The organism is Gluconobacter sp. OJB, assembly GCF_039638275.1.
Taxonomy (GTDB): domain Bacteria; phylum Pseudomonadota; class Alphaproteobacteria; order Acetobacterales; family Acetobacteraceae; genus Gluconobacter; species Gluconobacter cerevisiae.
This window is the reverse complement of sequence record NZ_JBDIWH010000001.1, coordinates 2,750,794-2,774,588: the sequence shown is the minus strand read 5'-3', so window position 1 is coordinate 2,774,588 and position 23,795 is coordinate 2,750,794. Positions and strand designations below refer to the sequence as shown.

Genomic DNA, 23,795 nt, shown 5'->3' with positions numbered 1-23,795 from the left:
GGTGCCATCCGGCATCTTCCCTTTTTTGATTGCAGCCTACTGGCCGCAGACATGTTTGTTACATATGGTAATACTCCGCTCGCAGACGTAGAGACATGCCATGACATTGCCCGCCATTCGTCCCGCACTCGCCATAACAGCTGCAGTTCTCAGTATGATGACGGCAGCCCGTGCCGAAGACCATCCCCTCGGCGCCATGCTGGACCCGCACCATTATAGCCAGCTCATCTACCCCCCGGCGGAACTCGAACAACGCAAAAACGGAACGGCGCATATCCGCTGCACCATCAGTCCCACGGGTTTTCCTACAGAGTGTGAGACAACCGCATCACAGCCGGACTTCGCAATCGCCGCCGAAAATCTGGCCTATAGCTCAAAATTCCTTCCAGCTTACGAGAATGGCAAAGCCGTCCAAAGCACGTGGGAGTACACGTACACTTTCCACACCTCCGCCGACTTGATGCATCCGCTACTCGATAAAATGCACTCTGCCCCCCCTCATTATCCAGAAGCAGCGGATGCTGATTCTATCGGCGCGCGTATCACTGTCATCTGCCAGATCGATCAGATCGGGACCGCCCATGACTGCACTGCCAGCAACGGCCCCACCATCCTGCAACGCGCCTCGCTCGCCTATTTTAGTCTCGCAAGATACTATCCCGCTCTAAAGGACGGACAGCCTGTGTCTGCGCAGTATCATGGCAATATCGACTGGGATGCGTCTCATCCTGTGGACCAAAAGGGATTCCGCTAATTTTGTGGGAAATGACGCAACTTGCGTCCCGCATGCAACATATTGCATGATTTCCGCCAATCCGGGGCGCGGCATCCACGACCCGGCCCCGCTCTGGAGACCAGCATCATGTCATTCCGCCGCCTGTCCGTTGCCGCCTTTGCCATTATGGCCCTCGGTGCCCAGATGGCTCATGCCAAGCCCTGCCGTGATGACAAGGGCAAATTCGTCAAATGCGAAGCACCGCAGAAGCCGAAGCCTTGCCGGGACGCAAAAGGCAAGTTCACCAAGTGCCCCACACCTGCCAGCAGCACAGCTCCTGCAACAGCACCGAAGTAACACGTCATACCCCCGAAGGCCTCAGCCAACGGGGGTTTTTCACGCCTGAAGGGCGGCCCGCTTCTGAATGGCCTGCGCCATGGCCTCGACCCCGTTGCCACGATTGGTCGAAAGCGCCTTGACCAGCCCCATGTCGTGCAAAAACACCGGACTTGTCCCCAGGATTTCCGCACTGGGTCGGCCAGAGTAAACCCTCAGCAACAGCGCCACGAGCCCCTGAACGATCGCAGCATCGGACGCGCCGGCAAAAAACAGCTTTCCGTCCCGTTCAACCGCCTCAAGCCAGACCTGACTCTGACAGCCCGGCACACGATGCGCATCATCCTGCCAGTCTTCCGGAAAGGGCGGCAGCTTACGTCCCATTTCGATGATGTACTGATACCGCTCCATCCAGTCATCAAACAGCCCCAGTTCAGCTTTGATTTCCTCAATGGCCGCAGCAGCGGTGTCTTCCTGGGGAACAAGATAGGCATCACTCACGCGTCACAATCTCCGTTACAGGCCTCAGTCCGTGCTCCCGTTGCCAAGACGCATGGTTTCGGCAACAGCTCTGCGCAAAGCATCCTGCGTAAAAGGCTTTGGTAGAAGCAGACCATTTTCAGGCGTCGGCATATCATCTGTATGGCCACTGACAAACAGCACCTTTATCCCCGGTATCGCTTTCAGTAACGCCGCTGCACAGGTCAGACCATCATGTTCAGGCATCCGCATATCAATGATCGCCAGATCAAACGGAGATGCCGGGTCGACAGTGTTGAGCGCTTCTTCCAACGAGGCGACAGCCGTCACTTCATGCCCGTCCTGCGTAACGAAACCTGCCGTCACCATCCGTACTGGCGCTTCATCGTCCAGCACCAGAACCTTCAGCGACCGTTCAACTTTCCTATCAGGTCTTTCCGGCTGACTAACCCGCTGCTGTCTGCTCTGCGCCACTGGCAGAATCAGCGTAATGCGCGTTCCCTTACCCACGACACTCTCGACAACGATCTCTCCGTAACTGCGACTGAGAAATCCATAAACGCTCGACAGCCCCAACCCCGTTCCGCGGCCGACATCCTTGGTCGTGAAGAACGGATCAAAAATTCTCGCTGCAATTTCGGGTGTCATGCCCGCGCCTTCATCCACGACGTCCAACGCCACCGCCCGGTCAGGACAACACTCCGCAGGCAGATCCGTCCGCTTTTGTGTCACAACCCGCGCGCTGATCCGCACCGTTCCACCATCCGCCATGGCATCGCGTGCATTCACACACAAATTCAGAAGCGCCATTTCAAGCTGGTCGGCATCCGACCAGACCGGCGGCAAATCCTCTGAAAAGTCCTCGACACACAGCGCACAGGGTGAGGCCACCGCCGGCGCACCACGCTTCTTGAGACTCTGACGCAGAAGATCCGTCAAACCGGGCAGGAGCTGCTCCAACGACACCGCCGACAGACGCGCCTCGCGCGGACGTCCGAACTGAAGCAGCCGTCGCGTCAGAACTGCCCCACGCTGCGCTGAATCAGCCGCATTGCGCAGCAGCGTTACAGACGCCTCATCAAGATCGGCAATATCTTCCAGCAACTCGAGAGATCCTGAAATCGCCGCGAGCAGATTATTGAAATCATGGGCGATTCCTCCTGCCAGCGTCCCAAGGGACTGAAGCTTCTCCGCCTGTCGCAGCCGCGATTCCATAGCAACGCGCGACGTCACATCCCGGTCCATGCTGACCTGCCAGGCGTCTTCCGAAGACGCACCTTCCGGCCACGCCAGCGCCAGTCGCGTCAGTTCATGCCAGCGCATGGATGTCTTGCCGCCCTCTTCCGCAAGAACTTCCCCAACCAGACGTTCTTCCTGCCCGGACCTGCGAACGCTCTCTCGCATGGCCACGACATCCGGCCACAGACTTTCCGGGAAATGAGCCTGCTCGATCTCGGCACCGTTCTCGGATTCATCCCGCACATTGCTCCGGATGCACCGCCCGTCCCGATCAGAAAAGACCAGTCCGATCGGAAGCGCTTCCATCAAACCACGCAGCAGCGCCTGTTCAGTTCTTAACGCCCGCTGTGCGAGACAATGCTGTGTGACTTCCCCAACCAGAGACCGCAGCGCATCCGAATCCCAGGGTTTATGCACATAAGCCTGCACCTGCCCCTGATTAAGCGCCGACACAACAGCTTCCAGATCCGCGTATCCCGTCAACAGGATGCTTCGTGCGTCTGAAAACGCACGCGCCTGCATCAACAACTGATCTCCGGTCAGGCCCGGCATCCGCTGGTCGGAAATAATGGTCGCAACATCCCGATGTTCCCGCAACAGATCCAGCGCTCGTAGCGGGTCCGTCGTGGACAGGATTTCGTACTGGTCTTCCAGCAGATCCGTCAGGGCAACGAGGATTTCCTCCTCATCATCAACCAGCAGTATCAGAGGGCGCGAGGGCCCTTTTGCGCTCCAGAAAGTCATGCTGCGCGGCCGGTCGCCACCGGCCCCTCCTCGGTCATGCGAATGGGCAGACTCAGCCGGAAACAGGCCCCGATGCCATGCCCGCCCGGCAGATTGGCGTCCATTACTTCAATCGTCCCGTCATGCGCTTCCATGACACTATAGGCAATGGCCAGCCCCAGCCCCGTGCCGGTTCCCACGGGTTTAGTCGTAAAAAACGGGTCAAAGATCCGTGTTCGCAAATCATGTGGCAGACCCGGTCCGTCATCGCTCACGCTCATTTCATAGCGACCATTCTCCAGCCGGGAAGCAATGACAATCGTACCGCGCACCACATCACTATCCACCGACAGATCCGCGAGCGCATCCGCCGCATTGGAAATGATGTTCATGACAACCTGATTGAGAAAAGCCGGCTGACAGACCAGCTCGGCCGGAGCCTGAAGATCCTTCCGAACAACGATCCCCGGCCCCAGCTTATGCGCCAGCAGGGCAAGCGCCGTTTCCAGAGCGGCCGGAACATCGACTTTCTGGAACGAGCTTTCATCCAGGCGTGAAAACCGCCTCAGGCTCAGCACCAGATTTTGAATACGCTGCAATCCGAGCTTCATGGATTCCAGCCGCGACAGGCCTTTTTTCGTCAGTGACGTTGCTTCGTCGGTCGCATTAACGCCTTGCAACCGCTTCAACGTCCGCGCCACCGTATCGGCATGAGCAATCGTGAAGGCCAGCGGGTTGTTGATCTCATGCGCAATCCCCGCCACCAACTCGCCCAGCGAGGCCATTTTTGCCGTCTGCACGAGCTTGGACTGCGCCTGAAGAAGCCTTTCGTTCGTGCGCGCCAACTCCATATTGGCCTGTGCAAGCGCTTCGGCCATTTCCGCCTTGGCCCGCGCGGCCTCCAGAGTCAGGGCGTTCTGCTGACGTTCGATCTCCTGCTGGCGAAACTCATCCTGCGCCATCCTGCGCTGGGCCAGTGTCCGGATTCGCATCGCAAGAGCCTCAAGCGCGATATCGCTCGGCACCAAATCATCAATTCCGGCTTCAAAAAACTCCCCGGAAGACTGCCGTCTGAACCGTGACGCCTCCACGATCCCCAACGTCCGGAACGGAATTCCGCCAGCCTCCAGAACAGCCTGTCGCCGCGCATCCAGAAGACGGCAGAACTTCAGATCTTCGTCCCCGCTCCCGAGTTCCAGCACCAGACAGTCCGGACTGTCGGCCCCCCGCAGCCATCCGCCTTCGATCAGATCGTCCGAACGTTCAATGGATGTCACGGTATGCCCGTCACGCCAGAGCAACTCCCCCAACGTCGTTTCGGGCGCCTCCTCGACCGTATCGTCGTCGTCTTCCTCCTCACGTGGAGAATTGACGATCACGATCCGTGCCCGACGCAACCGGGACGCCTCATCGACCTGAAGAAGCTCCGGCCCCTCACGCAACAACGCCCGCATCCGCAGAACCATCAGGTCAGGATGAGCAGATTTTGAAATATAAGCGTCAGCCCCGCTTTCCAGCCCCTCACGCTCGACGCCCGGCGACGCATCTTCCGTCAGCATCAGGATAGGAATGTTGCGGGTCAGCGCATCCAGCCGCAGCCGCCGCGCAAGCTGGCCACCACTCATCCCCGGCAGTTCGGTACAAGCCACCACCAGATCGGGCATCGTATCCTCGATCGTGCCCAAACCCTCCTCGCCGCTCGTCGCGCAGGTGAGCGCAAAGCCTTCATTGACCAGAATCCGGGCAATCTGCCGAGCATGGTCGCAATCAGGCTCCACCAGAACGACCCGGGGCATATTCGACGTCACCATCGGCATCTCAAATTCAGGAAAAGGCATGACGGCACGGGAAAGTTTGCATTGGCGATCTCTTGCAGCTAGTCCGAAGTGAACCATTCGTCCGCTTTCAGGGACGAACACTAACTCCCGTTGCCGGACCACTGGAAGCCATATCTCATGGACATGCAGCCCCCGCCCCATATCACGGATCGTCTCCTCGGTAACAGAAACCGAAGCGAGTCATCGCTCACAACATCGTCGATGATCCGGATAGGCGTGTGGTCCGTCTGCTATTTTGCCTTCTATCTGGCCCAGCAGATTGCCGAACTCATGGCACCTCTCCTGCTAATTCTGGGCCTAGGCTGGTATATTCTTCCGCATATCGTCAATGCGATCACAACCAGCGCAGCCAGTGCCGACCCACAGGCACGCGACATCATGAATCATGTCGCCGGAACCCTTCCGAACCATCTTCAGATCGGCAGCCATCTCATCACACCGGGCTCCCTCATCTTCGACGGCATCATGCTTATGGCCATAGCCGCCATCGGTGCCACATTCTCGGCACTCGCCGCCCGCAACATGTAAAACCCGCGGGGGCCAATCAAAACGGGGTTCAGGAAAAATGTCCGATCCCCGGAAGAAAACCGAACACGCCCGCTCCCTTCCAGTACCACAACGCAGCCACTCCGGAGCCTGCCAAGACAAGACTGCCCCCCCAGGCCGCAACCCAGAGACCGGCAGACCCGATCATCGACGGCCCCTCCAGTTCAGCCCGTGCCTGCACGTCACCGGCTGAGCGGGAATGCAGGACAGCCGAACGGCGCTCAGCGTTTCGCCCCGCCATCGCCCCGGTCGCCAGGAAAGCTCCCTCGGAACCAGTCGAAGAAACCTCCACCACAGCAGGCTTGCTGTCGTTCTCCTCCTCCGGAACTTCAAAGACAGTCGGCGCGACCTCGGGGACAGACTCCTGCGCCGCCGCAGAGCCAGTCATTGCCCAACTGTCTCCACAATTGGCGCAGCGCAGACGCTTAACCCCTTTTGCCATCGCCTCCGGTACTTCAAAGACCGCATGACAGTGGGGGCATTCAATGCGCATTCAATCAATCCCTTCGACAGCCAGCTCCGATCCGGCCTAGCCTGATCGATGTACTTGCCTGTTATGACGAAATGATCGTTATTAAATGGTTAATAAATTGCTCCAGTTTTCAATGAAAGCGTCATGATTCGCCTCCTGAATGTCTCGATGATGCCCCCCGGCGTAGGACAGCCGGTCTTGCGGAACCTGACTCTTTCCGTGCCGCAGGGAGAGTTTCGCTGGCTGCTCGGACCATCAGGAGCTGGCAAGTCGAGTCTTCTGCGCCTCCTGACGCTGGAAACACGCCCATCTGCCGGCCAGATGGACATGCTCGGTGTGTCCGTCAGCCACGCCAGCCGCGCAACGCTGCGAAACCTGCGTCGAAGAATCGGGTTTGTTCCTCAGGACTATCGCCTGATCGGGGAATGGACGGTGTTCGACAATGTGGCTCTCCCGCTCAGACTGCGCGGCGCTTCCGAGCGCGACACCAGACGCGAGGCGTTCGCCGTACTGGAATGGCTGGATGTGGCCCATCTCGCCGATAAGCGCCCCGGCGCCCTGTCCGGCGGTGAGCAGCAGCGTACAGCCATTGCCCGCGCCCTGATCGGCCGCCCAGAACTCCTGCTCGCCGATGAACCCACCAATGCGCTCGAAGACGCGCAGGCCAGACGCCTTCTGACGACGTTTCAGGAACTGATCGAAATGGGCACGACCGTCATCGTCGCCACCCATAACGAGGCCTTGGTCCGCGAAGCTCCAGCAGCCTCGATCGTCCTTCAGGACGGCACGATCGCAAATACTGACGCTCAGAACGGAACTTCCACTCGACGGACAGAACACTCATGAGTGCCCCGGTCTCCCCCGGACTGCGTTCAGGCAGCCTGCCGCTTCTCGTCGCACTCATGACCCTGCTCGCAGGCCTCTCCCTCGCCGGGCTTGCAGGGGTACAGACCCTCGCCGAAAGCTGGTCCGGTGCCGCCCGCAACGCAACCACAATCGAGATCCCGGCCGACACGCCCCAGCTTGAAGACCGCACCCACACCCTGATCCAGACCCTGAACAAAACGCCCGATGTCACGACAGTCCGCGAACTCCCCGCCAAGGAGGTCCAGACTCTTCTCGCACCGTGGTTGGGACAGGTCTCTGACAGCGCAGGCCTTCCCGGCCTCTCACTGCCTGTTGTTCTGATCGTTGCCCATACCGGTACCCCTGATCTGGGTGCGATCGTACACAGCGTGCTGCCCGAAGCCGTTGTGGAAGAAGACCGCCGCTGGGGTGAACGCCTCAACGGCCTGGGAAGCAGCCTGATCGCCTGTGCATGGCTGGCCGTAAGCCTCATCGCGGCCATTGCGGTTCTTTCAGTCGGCATGACCGTCCGCCGTTCCGTCATGGCCCAGCGCAAGGCTGTCGAAATCGTCCATTTCCTTGGAGCAGGAGACCTGACCATCTCCAGCAGGATCGCAGGACGGGCAGCGCTGCTCAGCCTCGCCGGAGGGCTCGTCGGCCTGCTGCTCCTGAGCCCGGTCATCACCATGCTGGCCCAGAGGCTCACACCTTTTTCACATGGCACACCTCCAGCCGCCTCTCCCACCAACACATGGGACACCCTGTTCGCAACATGGTGTGGCACCCTGCACGTCCTGCCACGCATGCTCCTTGAAGAACTCGGTGCCCTGCCCCTGATCGCCGCCTGCCTGGGCTGGCTCACCGCACAGACAGTCGTGCTCGTCTGGCTCCGGCGTCTGCCATGACACGCCTCTTCCAGGCATGTGTGGCGCTGGGAGGTCTCTGGCTGGCAGGATTCGCATGGTTTGTTCAGGACGCCATCAGCCCTCCCGTCACCGCCACTGTCTGCGATGGCATCGTCGCGCTGACCGGTGGAGAACAGCGCGTCGATACGGCCATTACGCTTCTGCGGGGCGGATACGGACCTCTGCTACTGATTTCGGGGGTCGGCCCCCATGTCACGTTGCAACATATCCTGCACCTTCAGCAGGAAACCCTGTCCTCGCCTCTGGCAGCACGCATCACGCTGGGCCGCCGCGCTACCAGCACAATCGGTAACGCCCACGAGACCGCCGAGTGGGCAAGAGACAACCGGCTCCACCGCCTTCTCGTCGTCACCTCTGGCTATCATATCCGCCGGGCTATTCTCGAAATCCACCGCACCGCACCCGATCTGGACCTCATCGCCTATCCGGTGGTACCTCTCGCCCTGCAAGGCCCCCTTTCGCGCAGAACGCTCTTCCTGATGTTTCGGGAATACAACAAGCTCCTCGGAGCCGAAATCGGCGTCCTGACAGGTCTTCCAGATGGCCGTGAAGGACTGGATGGCGCCTGACAGCCCTTGTGCCGGACAGGATTTTCTGGTGTGCAGAACACCATGATGAGCATTCTGCGCGGCGTCCTGTTCAACCTCTATCTCTTCTGGATCACCCTGTTCATGGGCCTCGGGACCATCCCGATCCGCCTGATGAAAAATCAGGACCTGGCCCTGTTCTACGCAAAACTCTGGGCACGCGCCGTTCTGTTCGGCTTTACCCGGATCTCTTCGGTCCGCATCGAGATCACAGGCCAGGAGAACCTACCGCCCGGGCCGCTGCTGATCGCATCGCAGCATCAGTCCTTCTTCGATGGCTTCATCTGGATGACCCTCGTTGACCGCCCCGACTACATCATCAAAACGGAACTGACGCGCATTCCCGTCGTTGGCCCGATGCTGCTCCTGACCGGCATGATCTCCGTTGACCGGAAAGCCGGTTCGAAAGCCCTGCGCACCATGATGCAGGATGCAAAATCGGCTCATGACGCGGGTCGCCAGATCATCATCTTCCCCGAAGGCACCCGCACGCTGCCCGGTGAACGCCAGACGATCCAGCCCGGTATCATCGCTCTGGCCCGGCAGACCAACGTCCCCGTCGTGCCCGTCGCAACCGATTCAGGGCTCTTTTGGGACCGAAACCCCTGGTTCAAACGTCCGGGAACTCTTCACGTCGTGATCGGTCAGCCCCTCCCACCCCAGCAGGAACGCAAAGCCTTTACCGAGGCACTGGAAAGCGCGTGGGACGAACTGTGCACAACCCACGCCTTGCCCAGAAATCCTGTGGATAACTCTGTGGACCCGGAAAACGCATAATCTGGCTGCAAAAAACTGAAATCTTTCAATAGCCTTCCAAAAACTGCGCGCTTCCAGCATTTGACCATTAACAAGATCTCCATATTCTTTGATTTTCTGCGGTTTTCATTACCTCACAACCTCCGTAGCTTTTCTCACAAACCGGCCCGTGGACGCATTTTCCGGCATTCCCGAAGCACTCTCTCCGGCTGGGGATAAAACAGACAGGGGTTGACCAATCCCGCAGTCCCTCCCGAAAAGAGATTCTCAATGGATCGTTCGTTCTTTACTGTCCGTTACAGCAGATATGCTGTGGTATTGATTGCAATTCTCGCAATATCGGCCTTACTCGATACACTCTGCTGGCATCACACGATCCACAGGCTGGAAGCCACCGCTCAAGCTGCCATCACCACCGCACGCGAAAACGGCTGGTCCGTTCATGCGACTCCGTTCCACAGAGGCGGCTGGCCGTTCGGCGCATGGGTGGAGCTGGACCATCTGGGCGCCACGCACCCGACGTCCTCCGACGCGCCCTATGATGCCGGCTGGGCCGGAGAGCATCTTTGCCTTGGAGGATCTTGGGCCTCCCTGCTTCACGCGGGACTTCCCGTTTCCCTGAAGGGACATCAGGCTGCACGGCTTGTCCTGAATGATAGAATCCTGACTGTTCTGACGTCGGGTGTTCAGATCCGCTTCAGAAGTCCTGAAGATCTGCGATTTTCAGCGTCACAGCTTCAACTTGCCTTTTCCGGGCATTGGCCAGACAGGCATATTTTCGCGAAAAACCTCTCCGGACGCCTCATCCGCTTTCCTGAAGCTTCCGCCGGTGCGACACGGCTTGGCGTAGAGGCAAAGGCCGCAAAACTGTCCGGGTTTCCACTACCCTACGGGAACTCCACCGACCTGCATCAGACGCATCTTGCGCTCGCTCTGACAGCATCCGGATCTTCCACAGACCGCTCATTTCTCGACCCGGCCTCATACGAACGGCTCCTGCTTCAGGACGCCTCAGCCTCACCAGCGTCCACAGACAGTCACATCACGCTGTCAGGGAGCATCACCCTCCCCAATCAAACCGGAACGCTCACCCTCACTCTCACCCACTGGCAGGAACTCGCAACCCGCCTTCTGGACCATCCGGAAATAGAGTCGCACCTCGCACCAGACTTTCAGGCCGCTCTTCGTAAGGCGCTGGAAAAAGTTTCCACCTCACAGCATAGAAGCGGCCCCCCTCTTTCGGTGGCACTCCCCGTCACCAACGGGCAGATCCTCCCGGATACACAGGCGATTTCTGCGCTTTTCAGCGGAAAATTCTCTCCCCCCTAAAAGCTGTCAAAGCCAGAAAATCCCGGTTGATTTCTGTCAAAAACCCCGCCTGAACACAGAACTTTCTCTAGCCAAACACGTTCTAGGGGTTCAAAAGACGGCGACACACGAAACGATCACAACTTCGTTATTCTCGTTCTGCGTGCGTCAGATTCCTCAGGGAGCGGCCTTGCTTCTGACGGTATCTGCCACTCGCCATCTATGCAGAAGGCAACCGAAATGTTTGGCCTCTCGGCTTTATTCCTGGCGCGGTTCCAGTTCGCGTTTACGGTCGGGTTTCACATCGTGTTCCCGGCGTTTTCAATCGGTCTTGCAGCGTATCTGGCTGTTCTGGAAGGGCTATGGCTCAAGACAGGCCGCAGCGCCTATCTGGACCTCTTCAAATACTGGCTGAAGGTCTTTTCCGTCGTCTTCGGCATGGGTGTGGTCTCCGGCCTCGTCATGTCCTACGAATTCGGAACGAACTGGTCGGCCTTCTCGCAGAAAGCCGGCCCGATCCTCGGCCCGATGCTGGCCTATGAGGTCATGACGGCGTTCTTCCTTGAAGCCGGGTTCCTCGGCGTCATGATGTTCGGCCTCAATCGCGTCGGCAAGGGCCTGCATTTCGCAGCCACCTGCATGGTCTCGATCGGTACGCTGATTTCCATGAGCTGGATCCTGTCCTCCAATTCCTGGATGCAGACGCCCCGCGGCTATCGCATTGACGAAGCCACCGGACGTTTCCTGCCCGTAGACTGGTGGCAGATCGTCTTCAACCCGTCTTTCCCGTATCGCATCGTCCATATGGGCCTCGCAGCTTTCCTGTGCGTGGCCTTTATCGTGGCGGGCGTGGCCGGATGGCATCTGCTCAAGGCACGTCGCGAAGGCCGTCAGGCATCCGAACAAGTCCGACTGATGTTCTCCATGGCCATGTGGATGGCCGCCATCGTCTCGCCGATCCAGGTTCTGGCCGGTGATACGCAGGGCCTGAACACGCTGGAATATCAGCCCGCCAAGATCGCCGCCCTTGAAGGCGACTGGGAATCCGAAAGCCGCGCCCCGGAAATCCTGTTCGGCATTCCCGACATGGAAAACGAGACGACCCACTATAAGATTGCCATCCCCTATCTGGGCTCGCTCATCCTGACGCACAGCCTCGACGGTAAGGTCCCGGGTCTGAAGGACTTCCCGAAGGAAGACCGCGCCTATTCTCCGCTGCTGTTCTTCTCCTTCCGCATCATGGTTGCTCTTGGCATGCTGATGGTGCTGGTCGGTCTGTGGTCGCTGTATCTGCGCTGGAAAGGCAAACTGTACGACACGCCGCTCCTGCATCGTGTTGCGCTGTTCATGTCGCCGGCAGGATTTCTGGCCCTGCTTTGTGGCTGGGTCACGACTGAGGTGGGCCGTCAGCCCTTCACAGTCTATGGCCTGATGCGGACCGCCGACAGCGTGTCTCCGATCGCCCTGCCGAGCATCGCAACGTCGATGATTGCCTTCATCATCGTTTATTTCATCGTGTTCATGGGCGGCATCACCATCCTGCTGCGGACCTTCGCCGAAGAACCCCATTCGGGAGAACACGGCCCCGCCGAGGACCAGCCCCAGCGTGCCGCAGGTACAACACAGGTCTCCCATCAGCCCCCGTCCGGCCCGACAGCCGGCGCTGGCATGGCGGAGTAAGAACCATGACAGAAACAGCCGGCTTCTGGCTCCCGGTGGTCTGGGCGCTGCTCGCAGCAACCGCCATCTTCCTCTATGTCTGCCTTGATGGTTTCGACCTCGGGATCGGCATCCTCTTCCTCAAGGAAAAGGACCACGATCACCGCAACCTCATGGTCAACACTGTCGCCCCCGTCTGGGACGGTAACGAAACCTGGATGATCTTCGGTGGAGCCGCGCTCTACGGCGTCTTCCCCGTTGCCTATGGCACGATCCTTCCGGCTCTTTACCTGCCGATCCTGTTCATGCTGCTGGCCCTGATCCTGCGCGGCGTTTCCTTCGAGTTCCGCTTCAAGTCGGAATCGCCCATGAGCCAGTTCTTCTGGGATACGTCGTTCTGCGGCGGCTCCCTCGTGGCGGCTTTCATGCAGGGTGTTATTCTCGGAACGCTCGTTCAGGGCATCAAAGTTGAAAATAACGTCTTCGTCGGGTCCAGCTTTGACTGGTTCACCCCGTTCGCCCTGTTCTGTGGCCTTGCGGTCGTCATCGGCTATGCGCTGCTCGGCGCGACCTGGCTTCTGTGGCGCTGCGAAGGTGAACTGCACGATGCGATGCGCCGGATTTCCTTCGTCCTCGGCGGCCTTATGCTGGTGACGATCGCGCTCGTCTCGATCTGGACGCCCATGCTCCACACCACCTACATGCAGCACTGGCTGGACATGCCGCAGCTCGCTCTGGTGGCGCCGGTTCCGGTTGCAGTGGTCGTTCTTGCAGGAGCGCTCTTCTTCGGACTGCGCAACCCGCGCTCGCATCTGCTGCCGTTCATCGCGACACTGGGCCTGTTCTTCCTGTGCTTCAGCGGTCTGGGTATCAATGTGTGGCCCTATATCGTGCCGCCGACCATCACCATCTGGCAGGCCTCCTCTCCGCCGGAGAGCCAAACCTTCCTGCTGGTCGGCACGATGTTCCTCCTGCCGCTGATCCTCTCTTACACCGCCTATTCGTACTATGTGTTCCGCGGAAAAATGTCCGCCGGACATCACTACCACTAACGGCGAAGGACCAGACCCCATGCGCATCGAATACGGTCAGCCGGACGAGAAACCGGGCTTCCTGAATTGGATGAAGCGTGTGGGCTGGTTCGTGGCGATCTGGGCTGGCGGCGTTATCGTCGTGGGCCTCGGCGCCGAACTGCTCAAGAAGGTTATCTTCGGCTGGTAATGGCCTGACGATTGCTCACACAAAAAAGCCCCGCCTCTTTCGAGCGGGGCTTTTTTGTGCCTTCAGAACGTGTCCTTTTCCCTGCGCAGCCGCGCAAAAGTCGCGACATCCGGTGCGAGCAGAAACGGATTGGTCCTGCGCTCCACGCCCAGCGTGACCGGAAGCGTCGGCCGCCCGGCTTCCAGCAAACGCTCGACTTCCCCGGCCCGAGCCTTCAGGGCGGCGTTCTCCGGATCAACATGCAATGCGAAAGCAAGGTTAGAGCGCGTATATTCATGCCCCGCACAGACAAGCGTGCTGTCCGGCAGACTGTCATACCGGTGCAGGCTGTCGAACAGCTCCTGCGCCGTACCTTCCAGCAACCGCCCACACCCCAGACTGAACAGCACATCCCCGCAGAACAGCGCCGGAACCTCGGCCACGACATATGACACATGCCCAACCGCATGACCCGGAGTGGACAGGACCTGAATCTGTGTACTCCCCAGAGAAACGACGTCCCCATCCTCAACAGCATGATCCAGCCGGGGCAGCCAGTCCTGCTTCTGACGCGGCCCATAAACCTGCGCGCCATAGCGTTCCCGCAATGCTTCCGTCCCAGCCGTATGATCGGCGTGATGATGGGTCAGCAGGATCATATCGAGCCGCCCGTCCCCGATTTCATCACATATTGGCCTGGCCTCACCGGGGTCCACGATGGCGCGCATTCCCTTCGGCGTGGTCAGCATCCAAGCATAATTGTCCGACAGAACCGGAATCGGCTTGATATCAAGTGGCATGACTGTTCCCCTTGGACTGTCCCGCTGATGAGGTAGCTGCATGCTGACGTCTCTGGCCCGCCTCCGTTCCGAGGATGCCGCCACTTTCTATGAAAGCCGACAGGGACAGCGCACAGCCCTGCTCCTCAACGAGCGTCTGCGACGTCTCATGCCCCCCATGCGGGGCCGTCGCATTCTCGGCGTAGGCTACACAGCCCCCTATCTTCCCGAAAGTGCCGAATTCGCAGTCTCCGCGCGCCTGCTTCACGCCCAGACGCAAAAAACACTCCGCCCCTCTCCAAGAGACTGCATCGTCGACAGCGCCCGCCTCCCTTTCGACGACCTTTCAATGGATGCGGTGCTTGTGGTTCATGGCCTCGAATTCACGCGCATCGCGCCAGATTTTCTGCGGGCCATCTGGCGCACCCTAACCGATGACGGCGTTCTGATCCTGGTCGTTCCCAATCGTTCAGGATACTGGGCGCATACCGATGCCACCCCCTTCGGCCACGGCATCCCCTACAGCACCCGCCAGTTGACCCGCCTGCTCGACCAGACCCTGTTCCGGATCGAGCATCTCTCAGGTGCGCTGATGGCGCCACCTGCCGTTCTTTCCACCACACATGGACGCTTCGTGGAGCGGATCGGACGCGGACTACGCCTGCCCTGCGGAGGTGTTCACCTCGTCACGGCTCGCAAAAACGCCTATGCTGGGATACCCGTGATCGGCGACAAACTGGCTCCTCCGATCCCCCAACAGGTGCCCAGACCCGCCTGAAGCAGAAAACCTGCCCGAAAAACGCCTTCTTTGTGGCGAATTCTTGACCCTCCCGCCGTGTGCCGTAAGAGTGCGTTCCATGTCGCTGATCCAGTCCTTCAAGCTTGTCCTGTCGCCGCCGCACCGCGCCGCGACTCCCTTCCTCCTCGCAGGTTCGCTCGTCGGACTGATCGGACGGGCCACGCCTTGGCGCGCCACGCGCCTGCTGGGCAATGCGGGCATCGCCTTCACGGCGTTCTGCCTGTACTTCTTCCGCGATCCCAAGCGCACCCCGCCGCCACGCGCCGATCTGGTGCTGGCCTCCGCCGATGGCCGCGTCACATCCGTCGCCCTCGTCACGCCGCCGCCCGCGCTGGAAATGGGACACACGCCGGTCTGGCGCGTCTCGACGTTCCTCTCTGTGCTGAACGTCCATATCAACCGGATGCCCGCAGCCGGTGAAGTGACGAAGATCGCCTATCACGCAGGCAAATTCCTCAATGCCAGCCTCGACAAGGCTTCCGAACACAACGAACGCAACGAACTGCGCCTGACGTTGCCGGATGGCCGCAATATCGGCGTCGTCCAGATCGCCGGTCTGATCGCACGCCGCATCCTGTGCTTCGTTGAAGAAGGCGACCGCATGGAAGCAGGCGAGCGCTTCGGCCTGATCCGCTTCGGCTCCCGCACCGACGTCTACCTGCCGCCAGGTGTCGAACCTCTGGTTGTGGAGGGGCAGACCATGGTTGGTGGCGAAACTGTCCTGGCGACGCTCTGAGCCAGACGCCATACATGACCACGCCTCCGACGGTTGAACCCACCCGCGAACCCGCCCAATCTGTTGGCGCCTCTGTGAACGCCTCTGGACGAAAGCGCCGCATCCGACGCAGACTCCGCCGCATGGGCCGCAACCCCCGCACCCGTGTGCGCGGGCCGTCGTTCAACCGCCTCACCCCCAACATCATGACAATGCTCGGCCTCTGCGCTGGGCTCAGCGGCATGCGGTTTGCGCTCGAACACCAGTTTGAACCCGCTGCCGTAGCACTTTTGATCGCAGCCTGCATTGACGGACTGGACGGACGCATCGCGCGCCTCCTCAAGGGCGCCACCCGCTTCGGCGCGGAATTCGACAGTCTGTCAGACTTCGTCTGCTTCGGCGTCGCACCGTCCTTCGTGCTGCTGATGTGGTCGCTCGAACATGCCGGACGCTATTCTTTCGTCCCGTGCATCCTGTTCACGGTCTGCATGGCGCTGCGTCTGGCCCGCTTCAACGCCAGCCTCGATGACGACGACAAGCCGGACTATTCCTACAGCTTCTTCACAGGCGTTCCGGCTCCTGCCGGAGCCGGACTGGTCCTGTTCCCGGTCTTCCTCGGCCTTGAAGCCGACCGCCTGCATGCTGAAGGTCTGGCCGCATTCGCCCGCCTGCCCCTCGTCTCGGCCGTCTGTCTGATCGTCACAGGGCTGTTGCTGGTCTCGACGCTTCCGGTCTGGTCCTTCAAGAACTTCAAGGTTCCGGCCCGCTACGTCCTGCCCCTGATGCTCGGAACCGGCCTGTATGCGGCCCTTCTGGTCGCAGACCCCTGGGGCGCCCTCGCCGGTGCGGGACTGCTCTATATCGCGATCCTGCCCTTCTCCCGCCGCTCTTACCACCGCCTGAAACTGGCGGCGGAAGAGATGTCGGAAACGGTAGAAGAAGAACCTGCCTGAATACAGAAAACGCCAACAAAAAAGGCCGCCCGGTTCTCCGGGCGGCCTTTTTCATATCCAGCAAACGGCTGGTTTTATTCCGTCACGTCCCACAGCCATGCCGCACCACGCACGCCAGAACTGTCACCATGCTTATTCTTCACGATCGGCGTCGTGCAGACCGGCGTGATGACATGCTTGGCCAGAAGCGGCGGCACGCGCTCATAAAGCGTGTGAAGATTGGAGACGCCGCCACCAAGAACGATCACATCCGGATCGAGGAAGTTGATGACCATGGCGCAGGCCCGCGCGAAACGCTCGGTGTAACGGCCGAGTGCTGCAATCGCAGCCTGATCGCCATTGGCCGCAGCCTCTTCGATACCGGCGGTATTGCGATGCCCCGGTCCTTTCCAGTCCGCGGCAAGTGCCGGGCCCGAAAGATAGCGCTCCATGCAGCCCTTATTTCCACAGAAGCACTCGCGCGGCGGCGCATCTTCTTCCGTCGGCCAAGGCAGAGGCAGATGCCCCCATTCGCCAGCAATATGATGACGCCCTTCAAGAACGCGGCCATTATTGACGATGCCCGCGCCCATACCCGTCCCGATGATGACACCGAAAACGGTTAGCATGCCCTTGGCCGCACCATCGGCAGCTTCAGACAGCGCAAAGCAGTTGGCGTCGTTTTCGGTCCGGACCGGACGGGCCAGCGCAGCTTCCAGATCATGCCCAAAAGGCTGGTTGTTCAGCCAGGTTGCATTGGCATTCTTGATCAACCCGCTCTCTGGCGAGATTGATCCCGGAATCCCGATACCCAGCGTGGAGGTATGCTGCCCTGCCGAAACGCGATGGCTCGGCACCGCACCCAGACGATGATCCACATCCGCCACCAGATCCCGGATCGCCAGAACGGCCTCGTTATAAATACCGGGATTGGCAATTCGTTCACGCAGGACGAGATCGCCCGAACGATTCAGAACTGCGATTTCGATCTTCGTGCCACCAAGATCAATTCCAAGGCGATAATCAGCCATCTCAAGCCCTGTGCTCTGTGCGGCGACCTGAACGACAGGTGGCCGGACCTCATGGGAAAACGCATCCAGTGCGTCCGTCTGCTTTAACGCGAAACCGTGTCACGACAAGCCGTCCGAAGACAAAACTTCGTTGTTTCAGGCAATTTCCAGTTTCAGAATATCGCGATCAGACCCGCGCTAGCTCCTGAAGCGCGTGCAGGATCTCCTGCGGCGCGGGTGGACAGCCCGGAATCGCACGCCGCACCGGCGTCAGGGCCTGCAAACCACCCAGCATCGCATAACTGGCCGGAAACGGCCCTCCGTCGACCGCACAGGCCCCGACCGCAATCAGACTCCGACCCGGCGGCATCGCCCGCCAGACCCGGTCCACCATCTCGGCACAGACCCGCGTCACCGCACCGGTCAGCAACAACCAGTCCGCATCTGCAGGATCGCTCACACACACAAAACCTGCCTGTTCCAGAGCGAAAGCACTGCCTTTCAGAGACTCGATCTCCATGAAGCAGCCCTCGCATCCCCCCGTCTCCAAAACATAAAGCCCGATGGGACCCTCACGACGCGGAAGCACTTCTTCCGAGGACGGACACCAGCGCCGCGCATCCATGAACGCATAAAGCAGGCTCAGAGGGCCTGTCCGTCGCAACCCCTTCACAAGGCAATCCCTGCCGGAGACAGTCCGATCGACCCCAGAGCCGCAGGCACACGCTCCACGGGACAGTCCCGCAGCATCGCCCCGAGAACCGGCAGAACCGACACACCCGGATCACGGACATGCAGGCTTTCGATCCGTCCGTTTTTCAGCCGCACCCAGTACCACACATCTCCGCGCGCCCCCTCGGCCACGCCAATACCCTCATCCGTACGATCCGGCGCGGGCTCGTCATCGTCCAGACCAATGCTCCCCAGAATCCGTTCCATCAGCTTCAGCGAATCCCTGATTTCCGCAATCCGCAGCCCGTCACGCGCCCGGGCATCGCCACGGCTCGATCCCGTCGCCCGCAGCGCCTCCAGCCGCATTCCGGATTCCCGCCGCCGCATGTCCATGCTGCGACCACTCGCACGCCCCGTCACGCCCCCAACAGCAAAACGCTCCGCCAGTCGTACATCCAGAACCGCAAACCCGTTCAGACGGGACGCAAAGACCCGGTGAAGCTCCTCTAAAGCTACAAGACGTGGCTGCATCGCCGCATGAACCGCCTGCGCCAGCGGGACGATTTCCAGTCCCTCGCGAAAGCCGCCACAGTTCACAGTGTCCATCAGACGGCGCGACACACCCCGCTCCGCACAGGCCTGCGCAATCGCTTCGCGTGCATGATCGCAGTGCGTCGCCAAAAGCTCCGCATCCACACCTCGCGCCGTCCGCGCCATGTCGAACAGATGGAGCGATATCCGCTCGATCTCCAGAAGGATCATCCACACATCCCGAATTCCCGGCCCCGGAACCTGCCCGCGCGCCTGCGCCACAGCACGTGCAAAAGCCAAAGGATGCGCCACGAAACCGCCCGCCGTCATCCGTGCTATGAGGAACATGGCCTCCTCCGGCGTCTTCCCCAAAAGACGCGACACCACACCCCGATGCGCCCCGCCCGCACAGACATCCACAGTCCGGACCTTCCCTTTCAGAATCTCGAAAGACAGATCCAGAGGGCCACTCAGCCCCGTCTGCTCCGGGCGCAGAAAGCGGCTCCCCCCAAGCGGACGCAGCCCCCCCGAAGCCGGTCCCGGACGGGACGACAATGGCCATGTGGACGTCCAGCCGCCTTCATCCAGCGCAGGCGTGCCATTCCCGCGCGCCTCCATCGCCTCCACGCCATACAGATCATACGACACACGCTCGCCCCATTCGGCCCCGGCAAACCGCGACGACGGCGCCAGATACCGGCGATCTTCCACAACCGTACTCGCCAGAAGTGGGCGATCCCCCTCCAGCAGCAGAACAGAGGCGCGTGCATCATCCGCCCAGCACGAGATCAGCGGCAACGTCGCACCCGGAACACAGAGCATATCACTCCACTGCACAGGATCGAGATGATAATGCGACAGCGCCACACGCTCGCCGCTGCGGATAATCCGCCCCATACTTCTCATGGTCGCCACCCCGTCACCGGATGCCACGCAAGAAACAGCGGCCCACACAAACCGCCCAGCAGAAGAACGGCCTGTGTCACAGCGACGATACCCCGCTCTCCCCGTCCGAAGGCTGGCAGCAGCTTCATAGGGCGTACTGACCACAAAGCAGGCAGCAGACACAGCATCAACAGAACGAGTTGTGCGGCATCAAGCGACCGCCCAATCCCGACCAGCGCGCAGAACACCGGCCATGGTGCGGCTCCTGCCCCGATAGTCTCCGCTCCCTCAGCCTCATGCAGATCCAGAACGGCCAGTCCCAGCGCCGACAGAAGCAACAGGACGATCGCCGGACCTTCACCGGTCGCGGCCGCAACAACACCCAGCGCCGACAGCATCGGCAAGGAGATTGTCCGTCCCGTCGAGCGCGACACCACCAGCATGAAGAGTGTTCCAAAACCCGCAATCAGCATCAGCAGATGGACCAGTGGATAGGCACTCAGACGGAACATCAGCATCAGCGCTGCAAACCGCAGTCCCGTATCCAGAAGCGCCGCCTCAGGCGCAGGTGCTGGTGATGGTCCCAGACCCGCCACCATGCACAGCCCGACCGTCAGCAGAACTGCCCCCAGCGATGACTGCTGCATCGGCAGAAGCGATGCGCCCAGAAGCCCCAGAACAACACCTCCAAGCCGACTGCGTGCGATGTCCCACACAATCGCAGCCTGACGGGGGCCACGCCCCTCGCGCCACGCCAGAAGAACCGTTCCCGCGCCACACAGGATCGTCACCGCGAATGCCGAATGGACGTTCAGCGCCAGCAACGCACACCCCGTCACCAGAAACGGCAGGATCCGCCCCGTCCGGTCCCGGGCCTGCGGCAGCAGCAGCGGAATGGCCGTCACGATGCAGGAACACGCCGCAGCCAGCGCATCCGTCCTCGGCATCAGCCACACAGCCAGCGGCGTGATGACAAGCCCGGCCACGGCAAACGTCCGGCTACTGGCGGCCTGACGGTTTTCAGGCGTCAGGAACAGCAGGAACGCCGCCAGAAGCGGCCAGACGGTGACGGCAAACAGCGTGCCGACGGGTGCGAGCGGATGCATCAGACGTCCTCCACCCGTCGCCAGGCCAGACGGGGCAGCAGCGTGACGCCAAGTGCCGCCAGAACGCCCCACAGGCTCAGAGCCGCGACAAAAAGCGGCCATGAATTCAGAACACACGCCACAACAACCAGCCCGTCCGCCGCCCGGATCAGCCCAGTAAACTGAACCAGCGGCGTTCCCCACGCCGCACCACATAACCCGGCCAAAACCGCCCCCGCGCCCAGAACCGGCGCAAGTCCCAGACCAGCCCCCGACAAACCAAGTGCCAGAAGCAGAACAAGCGTACCCACAACCGGCAGAACAGCTGCCTTGTCCGGCGCTTCCGGCGCAAACCGCCGCAGCCAGACCCATGCCAGAACGTTCAGTCCGATCAGCGCCACAGACGTGAGCAGCGCCATCAGCCCCGAACAGACCGTCGCCCCGGCAAAAGCGCAGACCATCCCGTAAAGCGGCAGCCCCCGCCCGTCTTTCCCCAACCCTGCAAGGGCTAGCAACAGAAGCAGTCCGAACCCTACAATCATGTGCCAAACCTCCCCGCCAGAGCCAGAAGGAGCGCCACACCCGCAAACAACGCCGTCAGCCGCGCGCTCCGCTCCTGCGCCATCAGCCTCAGCCCAACCGCCACGCTCACAGCCAACGCCAGTCGTGCGCCCAGTGTAACCAACCCGAGCCACCAGCCCTGAACGCCTCCCTGCGCGAGGCCCACACTCACCGGCCATGCCAGATCAGCCAGCAGCAGCAGCCAGCCACAATTCAGCACATCCGCAATACTGCGCGCCGCCTCACGCTCCTGCCGGTCCCGCACCCCGGACAACATACCCGTCACATCCTCGGAACGAAGCGGCGGACATACAATTCCCAGAGCCAGCGCACAGGCCGCAAGCGCACCTTCCAGACCCGGCTCAGGCTCGATATGCAACATCGCGCACAAGCCCCCCAAACCGTCGGTTCCCGGAGCAGCCAGCGCGATCAGTGCTTCCGTCAAACACAACAGCAGAACCGCCGGCACCAGACACGACGCCTCTCGCGACAGAACGCCCGACCCCAGAAATCCACGCCCCATCAACAGCATCAGGCCCATGACGAGCGGGTCCGTCAGCGAGGACAACACCGATCCCGTCGTCACCGCAGGCAGACACACAAGCGTCAGCACACCCACGGTCAACGCAAGCGCAGGACGCGCTGCAAGCGGTTTCTGAAACAGGTTTTTCCAGAAACGACCTGCGCCCAAAAGGCGAAACCGCACTGCCCCCCCCGCGTGGCCCGCCAGCCAGAACGGCAGACTGTCCAGACACCACCCCAGCACAGGCGCCAGAACGAGCAGCAGCCCCAGTTGGAACAGCGCTTCCAGCACAGACAACGCAATCAGTCCCGCGTCATGCGCCATTACGTCATCACTCCCAGCACCGCGAGAACGAGGCCGAGAAGAACAAGCCAGAGCCCCACAGCCCCCTGACGCAGGTCAGGCAGAACGGGTGCCTTAACCCCCTTCAGCCCTTTCAAGCGAACTCGCCCTGACACGACAAAACGGCGCAGGCTCCAGCCCAGAGACGGCGCCTCTTCAAACAGGGCATCGCCTGATGCCAGCAGTGTCATCAACGCCGGAGCCAGCGTGGAAGCCGCCTGAACAATCCCCCCCATAATGCGCCAGGGACGCAGGAGAACAATCCAGATCAGGGCTCCAACCATCACGAAGGCCATCAGCCGGAAATGTGAACCGTCACCTGCACCAATACTCCAGACGGGCCAGACCCACTCCCCCCCCACACCATGCAGCGCCGGGCTTGTCAGCCCGAACACCAGCGCAGGCAAAAGCAGACTTCCAGTCCCCACGAGCAATACGGAAACGCCGGATATGGCAGCCGCACGCCCAGACATCTGCCGCACGACGACAAGCAGATCGGACAGCGCCAGAACGCCCAGAAGCAGAGCCACCCCCACGCCGAGCACGCTCCAGCCCTCGACGCCCGCCGCCATGCCCAACGCGGCATGAATTCCCAGCCACAGCACGACCAGCCCGGGCAGAGGCGGAAACGGCAGACGCAGTACGGCAAAACTCGGAAACCGAAGCCCCAGTGATGCCGTCAAAACCAGCGTTGCGAGATCAAGAAGCGCGGCTTCCAGCGCAATCCGGGCACAAACCACCAGACCTTCGTCCTGCGCGGCCACCACCAGCACCATCAGCAGAACGGGACGTAAAAGCCCCAGATTCCCCGGTCGATGCGCTCCCAGAACAGCCCAGCCGATCAGCCCAAGTACACACACACCCAGACCCGCAACCAGTTCGGCCGATACAGCCTCCGGAGCATGCCACACCAGCGACACGCCCAGAATGCTCATAACGGCGGAACAGCCCCCGTCCTTGCGACGCACGAGCGCAGACCAGAACAGAACAAGCAGCAGCCCCAGCAGAACAGGCGTCTGGGCAGGAAACAAAGCGCTCAACAGCAGAGCCGGGACGCTCCACACCGCCGGACAGGCATCCCGCTCCTGCGCCGCAATCACACCCAGAGCAACGGCCAGAACAGCTGGCGAAAGCGCCAATACCGCAGCCAGAGCCGCCAGACACACGGCCAAGACTTTCCCGAACCTCGCGGGCTGCACCACCTGCATGCAGGCAGGCAGAACAAGCACCGCAAGGCAGAGTGAAACCGGATCAGTATGAAACAGGGACGTAAAAATATGCAGGGCCGCGATCCGCAGGTTAGGGAGAACGGACCGCAACCATCACGACC

The 23,795-nt window shown here is 60.9% G+C and carries 26 protein-coding genes; 14 read left to right on the top strand and 12 right to left on the bottom strand.

Features of this window, described 5'->3' with window-relative positions:
• Positions 1-100 precede the first annotated feature (100 nt).
• On the top strand, positions 101-754 hold the full coding sequence (locus tag ABDK74_RS12930; protein ID WP_346004090.1) for an energy transducer TonB: 654 nt from the start codon (positions 101-103) through the stop codon (positions 752-754).
• A gap of 108 nt (positions 755-862) precedes the next feature.
• Positions 863-1,072, top strand: coding sequence for a hypothetical protein (locus ABDK74_RS12925; protein ID WP_346004089.1), 210 nt, complete (start codon positions 863-865; stop codon positions 1,070-1,072).
• A 39-nt stretch (positions 1,073-1,111) separates the two neighbouring features.
• On the opposite strand, the gene ABDK74_RS12920 is transcribed toward ABDK74_RS12925, so the two are convergent.
• From ABDK74_RS12920 to ABDK74_RS12910, 3 genes are read right to left on the bottom strand one after another with little or no spacing between them, the layout of a single operon-like run.
• Entirely contained in the window at positions 1,112-1,552 is a 441-nt protein-coding gene (locus tag ABDK74_RS12920) for a SufE family protein (RefSeq protein WP_346004088.1), read from the bottom strand.
• A gap of 24 nt (positions 1,553-1,576) precedes the next feature.
• A complete protein-coding gene (locus ABDK74_RS12915; protein WP_346004087.1) occupies positions 1,577-3,514 on the bottom strand; it encodes a response regulator in 1,938 nt (645 codons plus the stop codon).
• Positions 3,511-5,310, bottom strand: coding sequence for an ATP-binding protein (locus tag ABDK74_RS12910; protein ID WP_408874512.1), 1,800 nt, complete (start codon positions 5,308-5,310; stop codon positions 3,511-3,513). The genes ABDK74_RS12915 and ABDK74_RS12910 overlap by 4 nt, the downstream gene beginning before the upstream one ends.
• Before the next feature lie 138 nt (positions 5,311-5,448).
• Between ABDK74_RS12910 and ABDK74_RS12905 the strand changes: the two genes are divergently transcribed.
• A complete protein-coding gene (locus ABDK74_RS12905; RefSeq protein ID WP_346004085.1) occupies positions 5,449-5,859 on the top strand; it encodes a hypothetical protein in 411 nt (136 codons plus the stop codon).
• Between the two features lie 28 nt (positions 5,860-5,887).
• Here the strand turns inward: ABDK74_RS12905 and ABDK74_RS12900 are convergent, their stop codons facing one another.
• The gene (locus tag ABDK74_RS12900) at positions 5,888-6,370 is read right to left on the bottom strand and encodes a zinc-ribbon domain-containing protein (RefSeq protein ID WP_408874486.1); all 483 of its coding nucleotides are present in this window, start codon (positions 6,368-6,370) and stop codon (positions 5,888-5,890) included.
• Between the two features lie 123 nt (positions 6,371-6,493).
• Between ABDK74_RS12900 and ABDK74_RS12895 the strand changes: the two genes are divergently transcribed.
• The 8 genes from ABDK74_RS12895 (at position 6,494) to ABDK74_RS12860 (ending at position 13,652) form a co-directional block, all read left to right on the top strand.
• On the top strand, positions 6,494-7,195 hold the full coding sequence (locus ABDK74_RS12895) for an ATP-binding cassette domain-containing protein (protein ID WP_346004083.1): 702 nt from the start codon (positions 6,494-6,496) through the stop codon (positions 7,193-7,195).
• Positions 7,192-8,100 (top strand): FtsX-like permease family protein, encoded by a 909-nt coding sequence (locus ABDK74_RS12890; protein WP_346004082.1) that lies wholly within the window; start codon positions 7,192-7,194, stop codon positions 8,098-8,100. The genes ABDK74_RS12895 and ABDK74_RS12890 overlap by 4 nt, the downstream gene beginning before the upstream one ends.
• Entirely contained in the window at positions 8,097-8,690 is a 594-nt protein-coding gene (locus tag ABDK74_RS12885) for a YdcF family protein (protein WP_346004081.1), read from the top strand. The genes ABDK74_RS12890 and ABDK74_RS12885 overlap by 4 nt, the downstream gene beginning before the upstream one ends.
• Positions 8,691-8,735: 45 nt before the next feature.
• Positions 8,736-9,485 carry a lysophospholipid acyltransferase family protein gene (locus tag ABDK74_RS12880; protein ID WP_346004235.1) on the top strand — a complete coding sequence of 250 codons (750 nt, stop codon included), beginning with the start codon at positions 8,736-8,738 and terminating at the stop codon, positions 9,483-9,485.
• A gap of 249 nt (positions 9,486-9,734) precedes the next feature.
• Positions 9,735-10,793, top strand: a complete 1,059-nt coding sequence (locus ABDK74_RS12875) for a DUF2125 domain-containing protein (RefSeq protein WP_346004080.1) — start codon at positions 9,735-9,737, stop codon at positions 10,791-10,793.
• 219 nt (positions 10,794-11,012) lie between these two features.
• Entirely contained in the window at positions 11,013-12,452 is a 1,440-nt protein-coding gene (locus ABDK74_RS12870; RefSeq protein WP_408874485.1) for a cytochrome ubiquinol oxidase subunit I, read from the top strand.
• Between the two features lie 5 nt (positions 12,453-12,457).
• Positions 12,458-13,483 (top strand): cytochrome d ubiquinol oxidase subunit II, encoded by a 1,026-nt coding sequence (gene cydB / locus ABDK74_RS12865; RefSeq protein WP_194254853.1) that lies wholly within the window; start codon positions 12,458-12,460, stop codon positions 13,481-13,483.
• Positions 13,484-13,502: 19 nt separating this feature from the next.
• The gene (locus ABDK74_RS12860) at positions 13,503-13,652 is read left to right on the top strand and encodes a DUF2474 domain-containing protein (RefSeq protein WP_194254855.1); all 150 of its coding nucleotides are present in this window, start codon (positions 13,503-13,505) and stop codon (positions 13,650-13,652) included.
• Between the two features lie 62 nt (positions 13,653-13,714).
• On the opposite strand, the gene gloB is transcribed toward ABDK74_RS12860, so the two are convergent.
• Positions 13,715-14,431 carry a hydroxyacylglutathione hydrolase gene (gene gloB / locus ABDK74_RS12855; RefSeq protein ID WP_194254857.1) on the bottom strand — a complete coding sequence of 239 codons (717 nt, stop codon included), beginning with the start codon at positions 14,429-14,431 and terminating at the stop codon, positions 13,715-13,717.
• 40 nt (positions 14,432-14,471) lie between these two features.
• Here gloB and ABDK74_RS12850 point away from each other — a divergent pair, with 40 nt between their 5' ends.
• The 3 genes from ABDK74_RS12850 (at position 14,472) to ABDK74_RS12840 (ending at position 16,877) form a co-directional block, all read left to right on the top strand.
• A complete protein-coding gene (locus ABDK74_RS12850; protein WP_346004078.1) occupies positions 14,472-15,188 on the top strand; it encodes a methyltransferase domain-containing protein in 717 nt (238 codons plus the stop codon).
• Positions 15,189-15,267: 79 nt separating this feature from the next.
• Positions 15,268-15,945, top strand: coding sequence for a phosphatidylserine decarboxylase (locus ABDK74_RS12845; protein WP_099286851.1), 678 nt, complete (start codon positions 15,268-15,270; stop codon positions 15,943-15,945).
• A gap of 14 nt (positions 15,946-15,959) precedes the next feature.
• The gene (locus ABDK74_RS12840; RefSeq protein WP_408874484.1) at positions 15,960-16,877 is read left to right on the top strand and encodes a CDP-alcohol phosphatidyltransferase family protein; all 918 of its coding nucleotides are present in this window, start codon (positions 15,960-15,962) and stop codon (positions 16,875-16,877) included.
• Between the two features lie 74 nt (positions 16,878-16,951).
• On the opposite strand, the gene ABDK74_RS12835 is transcribed toward ABDK74_RS12840, so the two are convergent.
• The 7 genes from ABDK74_RS12835 to ABDK74_RS12805 all read right to left on the bottom strand — a co-directional run bounded on the left by ABDK74_RS12835 (position 16,952) and on the right by ABDK74_RS12805 (position 23,784).
• The gene (locus ABDK74_RS12835) at positions 16,952-17,887 is read right to left on the bottom strand and encodes an ROK family protein (protein ID WP_099286853.1); all 936 of its coding nucleotides are present in this window, start codon (positions 17,885-17,887) and stop codon (positions 16,952-16,954) included.
• A 166-nt stretch (positions 17,888-18,053) separates the two neighbouring features.
• Positions 18,054-18,539, bottom strand: coding sequence for a hypothetical protein (locus ABDK74_RS12830; protein WP_346004077.1), 486 nt, complete (start codon positions 18,537-18,539; stop codon positions 18,054-18,056).
• Positions 18,536-19,975: a hypothetical protein gene (locus ABDK74_RS12825; protein WP_346004233.1), complete on the bottom strand. Its 1,440-nt coding sequence runs from the start codon at positions 19,973-19,975 to the stop codon at positions 18,536-18,538. Before ABDK74_RS12825 ends, ABDK74_RS12830 begins: the two co-directional genes overlap by 4 nt.
• Positions 19,972-21,060: a hypothetical protein gene (locus ABDK74_RS12820; protein ID WP_346004076.1), complete on the bottom strand. Its 1,089-nt coding sequence runs from the start codon at positions 21,058-21,060 to the stop codon at positions 19,972-19,974. Before ABDK74_RS12820 ends, ABDK74_RS12825 begins: the two co-directional genes overlap by 4 nt.
• Positions 21,060-21,581, bottom strand: a complete 522-nt coding sequence (locus ABDK74_RS12815) for a hypothetical protein (protein WP_346004075.1) — start codon at positions 21,579-21,581, stop codon at positions 21,060-21,062. The genes ABDK74_RS12820 and ABDK74_RS12815 overlap by 1 nt, the downstream gene beginning before the upstream one ends.
• A complete protein-coding gene (locus ABDK74_RS12810; RefSeq protein ID WP_346004074.1) occupies positions 21,578-22,447 on the bottom strand; it encodes a hypothetical protein in 870 nt (289 codons plus the stop codon). The genes ABDK74_RS12815 and ABDK74_RS12810 overlap by 4 nt, the downstream gene beginning before the upstream one ends.
• Positions 22,447-23,784, bottom strand: coding sequence for a hypothetical protein (locus ABDK74_RS12805; protein WP_346004073.1), 1,338 nt, complete (start codon positions 23,782-23,784; stop codon positions 22,447-22,449). The genes ABDK74_RS12810 and ABDK74_RS12805 overlap by 1 nt, the downstream gene beginning before the upstream one ends.
• Positions 23,785-23,795 lie beyond the last annotated feature (11 nt).

What these genes read in the sequence shown, in the direction of transcription:
- ABDK74_RS12930 (WP_346004090.1), top strand. Translation starts at nt 101, where the DNA reads ATGACATTGCCCGCCATTCGTCCCGCACTCGCCATAACAGCTGCAGTT.
- ABDK74_RS12925 (WP_346004089.1), top strand. Translation starts at nt 863, where the DNA reads ATGTCATTCCGCCGCCTGTCCGTTGCCGCCTTTGCCATTATGGCCCTC.
- ABDK74_RS12915 (WP_346004087.1), bottom strand. Translation starts at nt 3,514, where the DNA reads ATGACTTTCTGGAGCGCAAAAGGGCCCTCGCGCCCTCTGATACTGCTG.
- ABDK74_RS12910 (WP_408874512.1), bottom strand. Translation starts at nt 5,310, where the DNA reads ATGCCGATGGTGACGTCGAATATGCCCCGGGTCGTTCTGGTGGAGCCT.
- ABDK74_RS12905 (WP_346004085.1), top strand. Translation starts at nt 5,449, where the DNA reads ATGGACATGCAGCCCCCGCCCCATATCACGGATCGTCTCCTCGGTAAC.
- ABDK74_RS12900 (WP_408874486.1), bottom strand. Translation starts at nt 6,370, where the DNA reads ATGCGCATTGAATGCCCCCACTGTCATGCGGTCTTTGAAGTACCGGAG.
- ABDK74_RS12895 (WP_346004083.1), top strand. Translation starts at nt 6,494, where the DNA reads ATGATTCGCCTCCTGAATGTCTCGATGATGCCCCCCGGCGTAGGACAG.
- ABDK74_RS12890 (WP_346004082.1), top strand. Translation starts at nt 7,192, where the DNA reads ATGAGTGCCCCGGTCTCCCCCGGACTGCGTTCAGGCAGCCTGCCGCTT.
- ABDK74_RS12885 (WP_346004081.1), top strand. Translation starts at nt 8,097, where the DNA reads ATGACACGCCTCTTCCAGGCATGTGTGGCGCTGGGAGGTCTCTGGCTG.
- ABDK74_RS12880 (WP_346004235.1), top strand. Translation starts at nt 8,736, where the DNA reads ATGAGCATTCTGCGCGGCGTCCTGTTCAACCTCTATCTCTTCTGGATC.
- ABDK74_RS12875 (WP_346004080.1), top strand. Translation starts at nt 9,735, where the DNA reads ATGGATCGTTCGTTCTTTACTGTCCGTTACAGCAGATATGCTGTGGTA.
- ABDK74_RS12870 (WP_408874485.1), top strand. Translation starts at nt 11,013, where the DNA reads ATGTTTGGCCTCTCGGCTTTATTCCTGGCGCGGTTCCAGTTCGCGTTT.
- cydB (WP_194254853.1), top strand. Translation starts at nt 12,458, where the DNA reads ATGACAGAAACAGCCGGCTTCTGGCTCCCGGTGGTCTGGGCGCTGCTC.
- ABDK74_RS12860 (WP_194254855.1), top strand. Translation starts at nt 13,503, where the DNA reads ATGCGCATCGAATACGGTCAGCCGGACGAGAAACCGGGCTTCCTGAAT.
- gloB (WP_194254857.1), bottom strand. Translation starts at nt 14,431, where the DNA reads ATGCCACTTGATATCAAGCCGATTCCGGTTCTGTCGGACAATTATGCT.
- ABDK74_RS12850 (WP_346004078.1), top strand. Translation starts at nt 14,472, where the DNA reads ATGCTGACGTCTCTGGCCCGCCTCCGTTCCGAGGATGCCGCCACTTTC.
- ABDK74_RS12845 (WP_099286851.1), top strand. Translation starts at nt 15,268, where the DNA reads ATGTCGCTGATCCAGTCCTTCAAGCTTGTCCTGTCGCCGCCGCACCGC.
- ABDK74_RS12840 (WP_408874484.1), top strand. Translation starts at nt 15,960, where the DNA reads ATGACCACGCCTCCGACGGTTGAACCCACCCGCGAACCCGCCCAATCT.
- ABDK74_RS12835 (WP_099286853.1), bottom strand. Translation starts at nt 17,887, where the DNA reads ATGGCTGATTATCGCCTTGGAATTGATCTTGGTGGCACGAAGATCGAA.
- ABDK74_RS12825 (WP_346004233.1), bottom strand. Translation starts at nt 19,975, where the DNA reads ATGAGAAGTATGGGGCGGATTATCCGCAGCGGCGAGCGTGTGGCGCTG.
- ABDK74_RS12820 (WP_346004076.1), bottom strand. Translation starts at nt 21,060, where the DNA reads ATGCATCCGCTCGCACCCGTCGGCACGCTGTTTGCCGTCACCGTCTGG.
- ABDK74_RS12815 (WP_346004075.1), bottom strand. Translation starts at nt 21,581, where the DNA reads ATGATTGTAGGGTTCGGACTGCTTCTGTTGCTAGCCCTTGCAGGGTTG.
- ABDK74_RS12810 (WP_346004074.1), bottom strand. Translation starts at nt 22,447, where the DNA reads ATGGCGCATGACGCGGGACTGATTGCGTTGTCTGTGCTGGAAGCGCTG.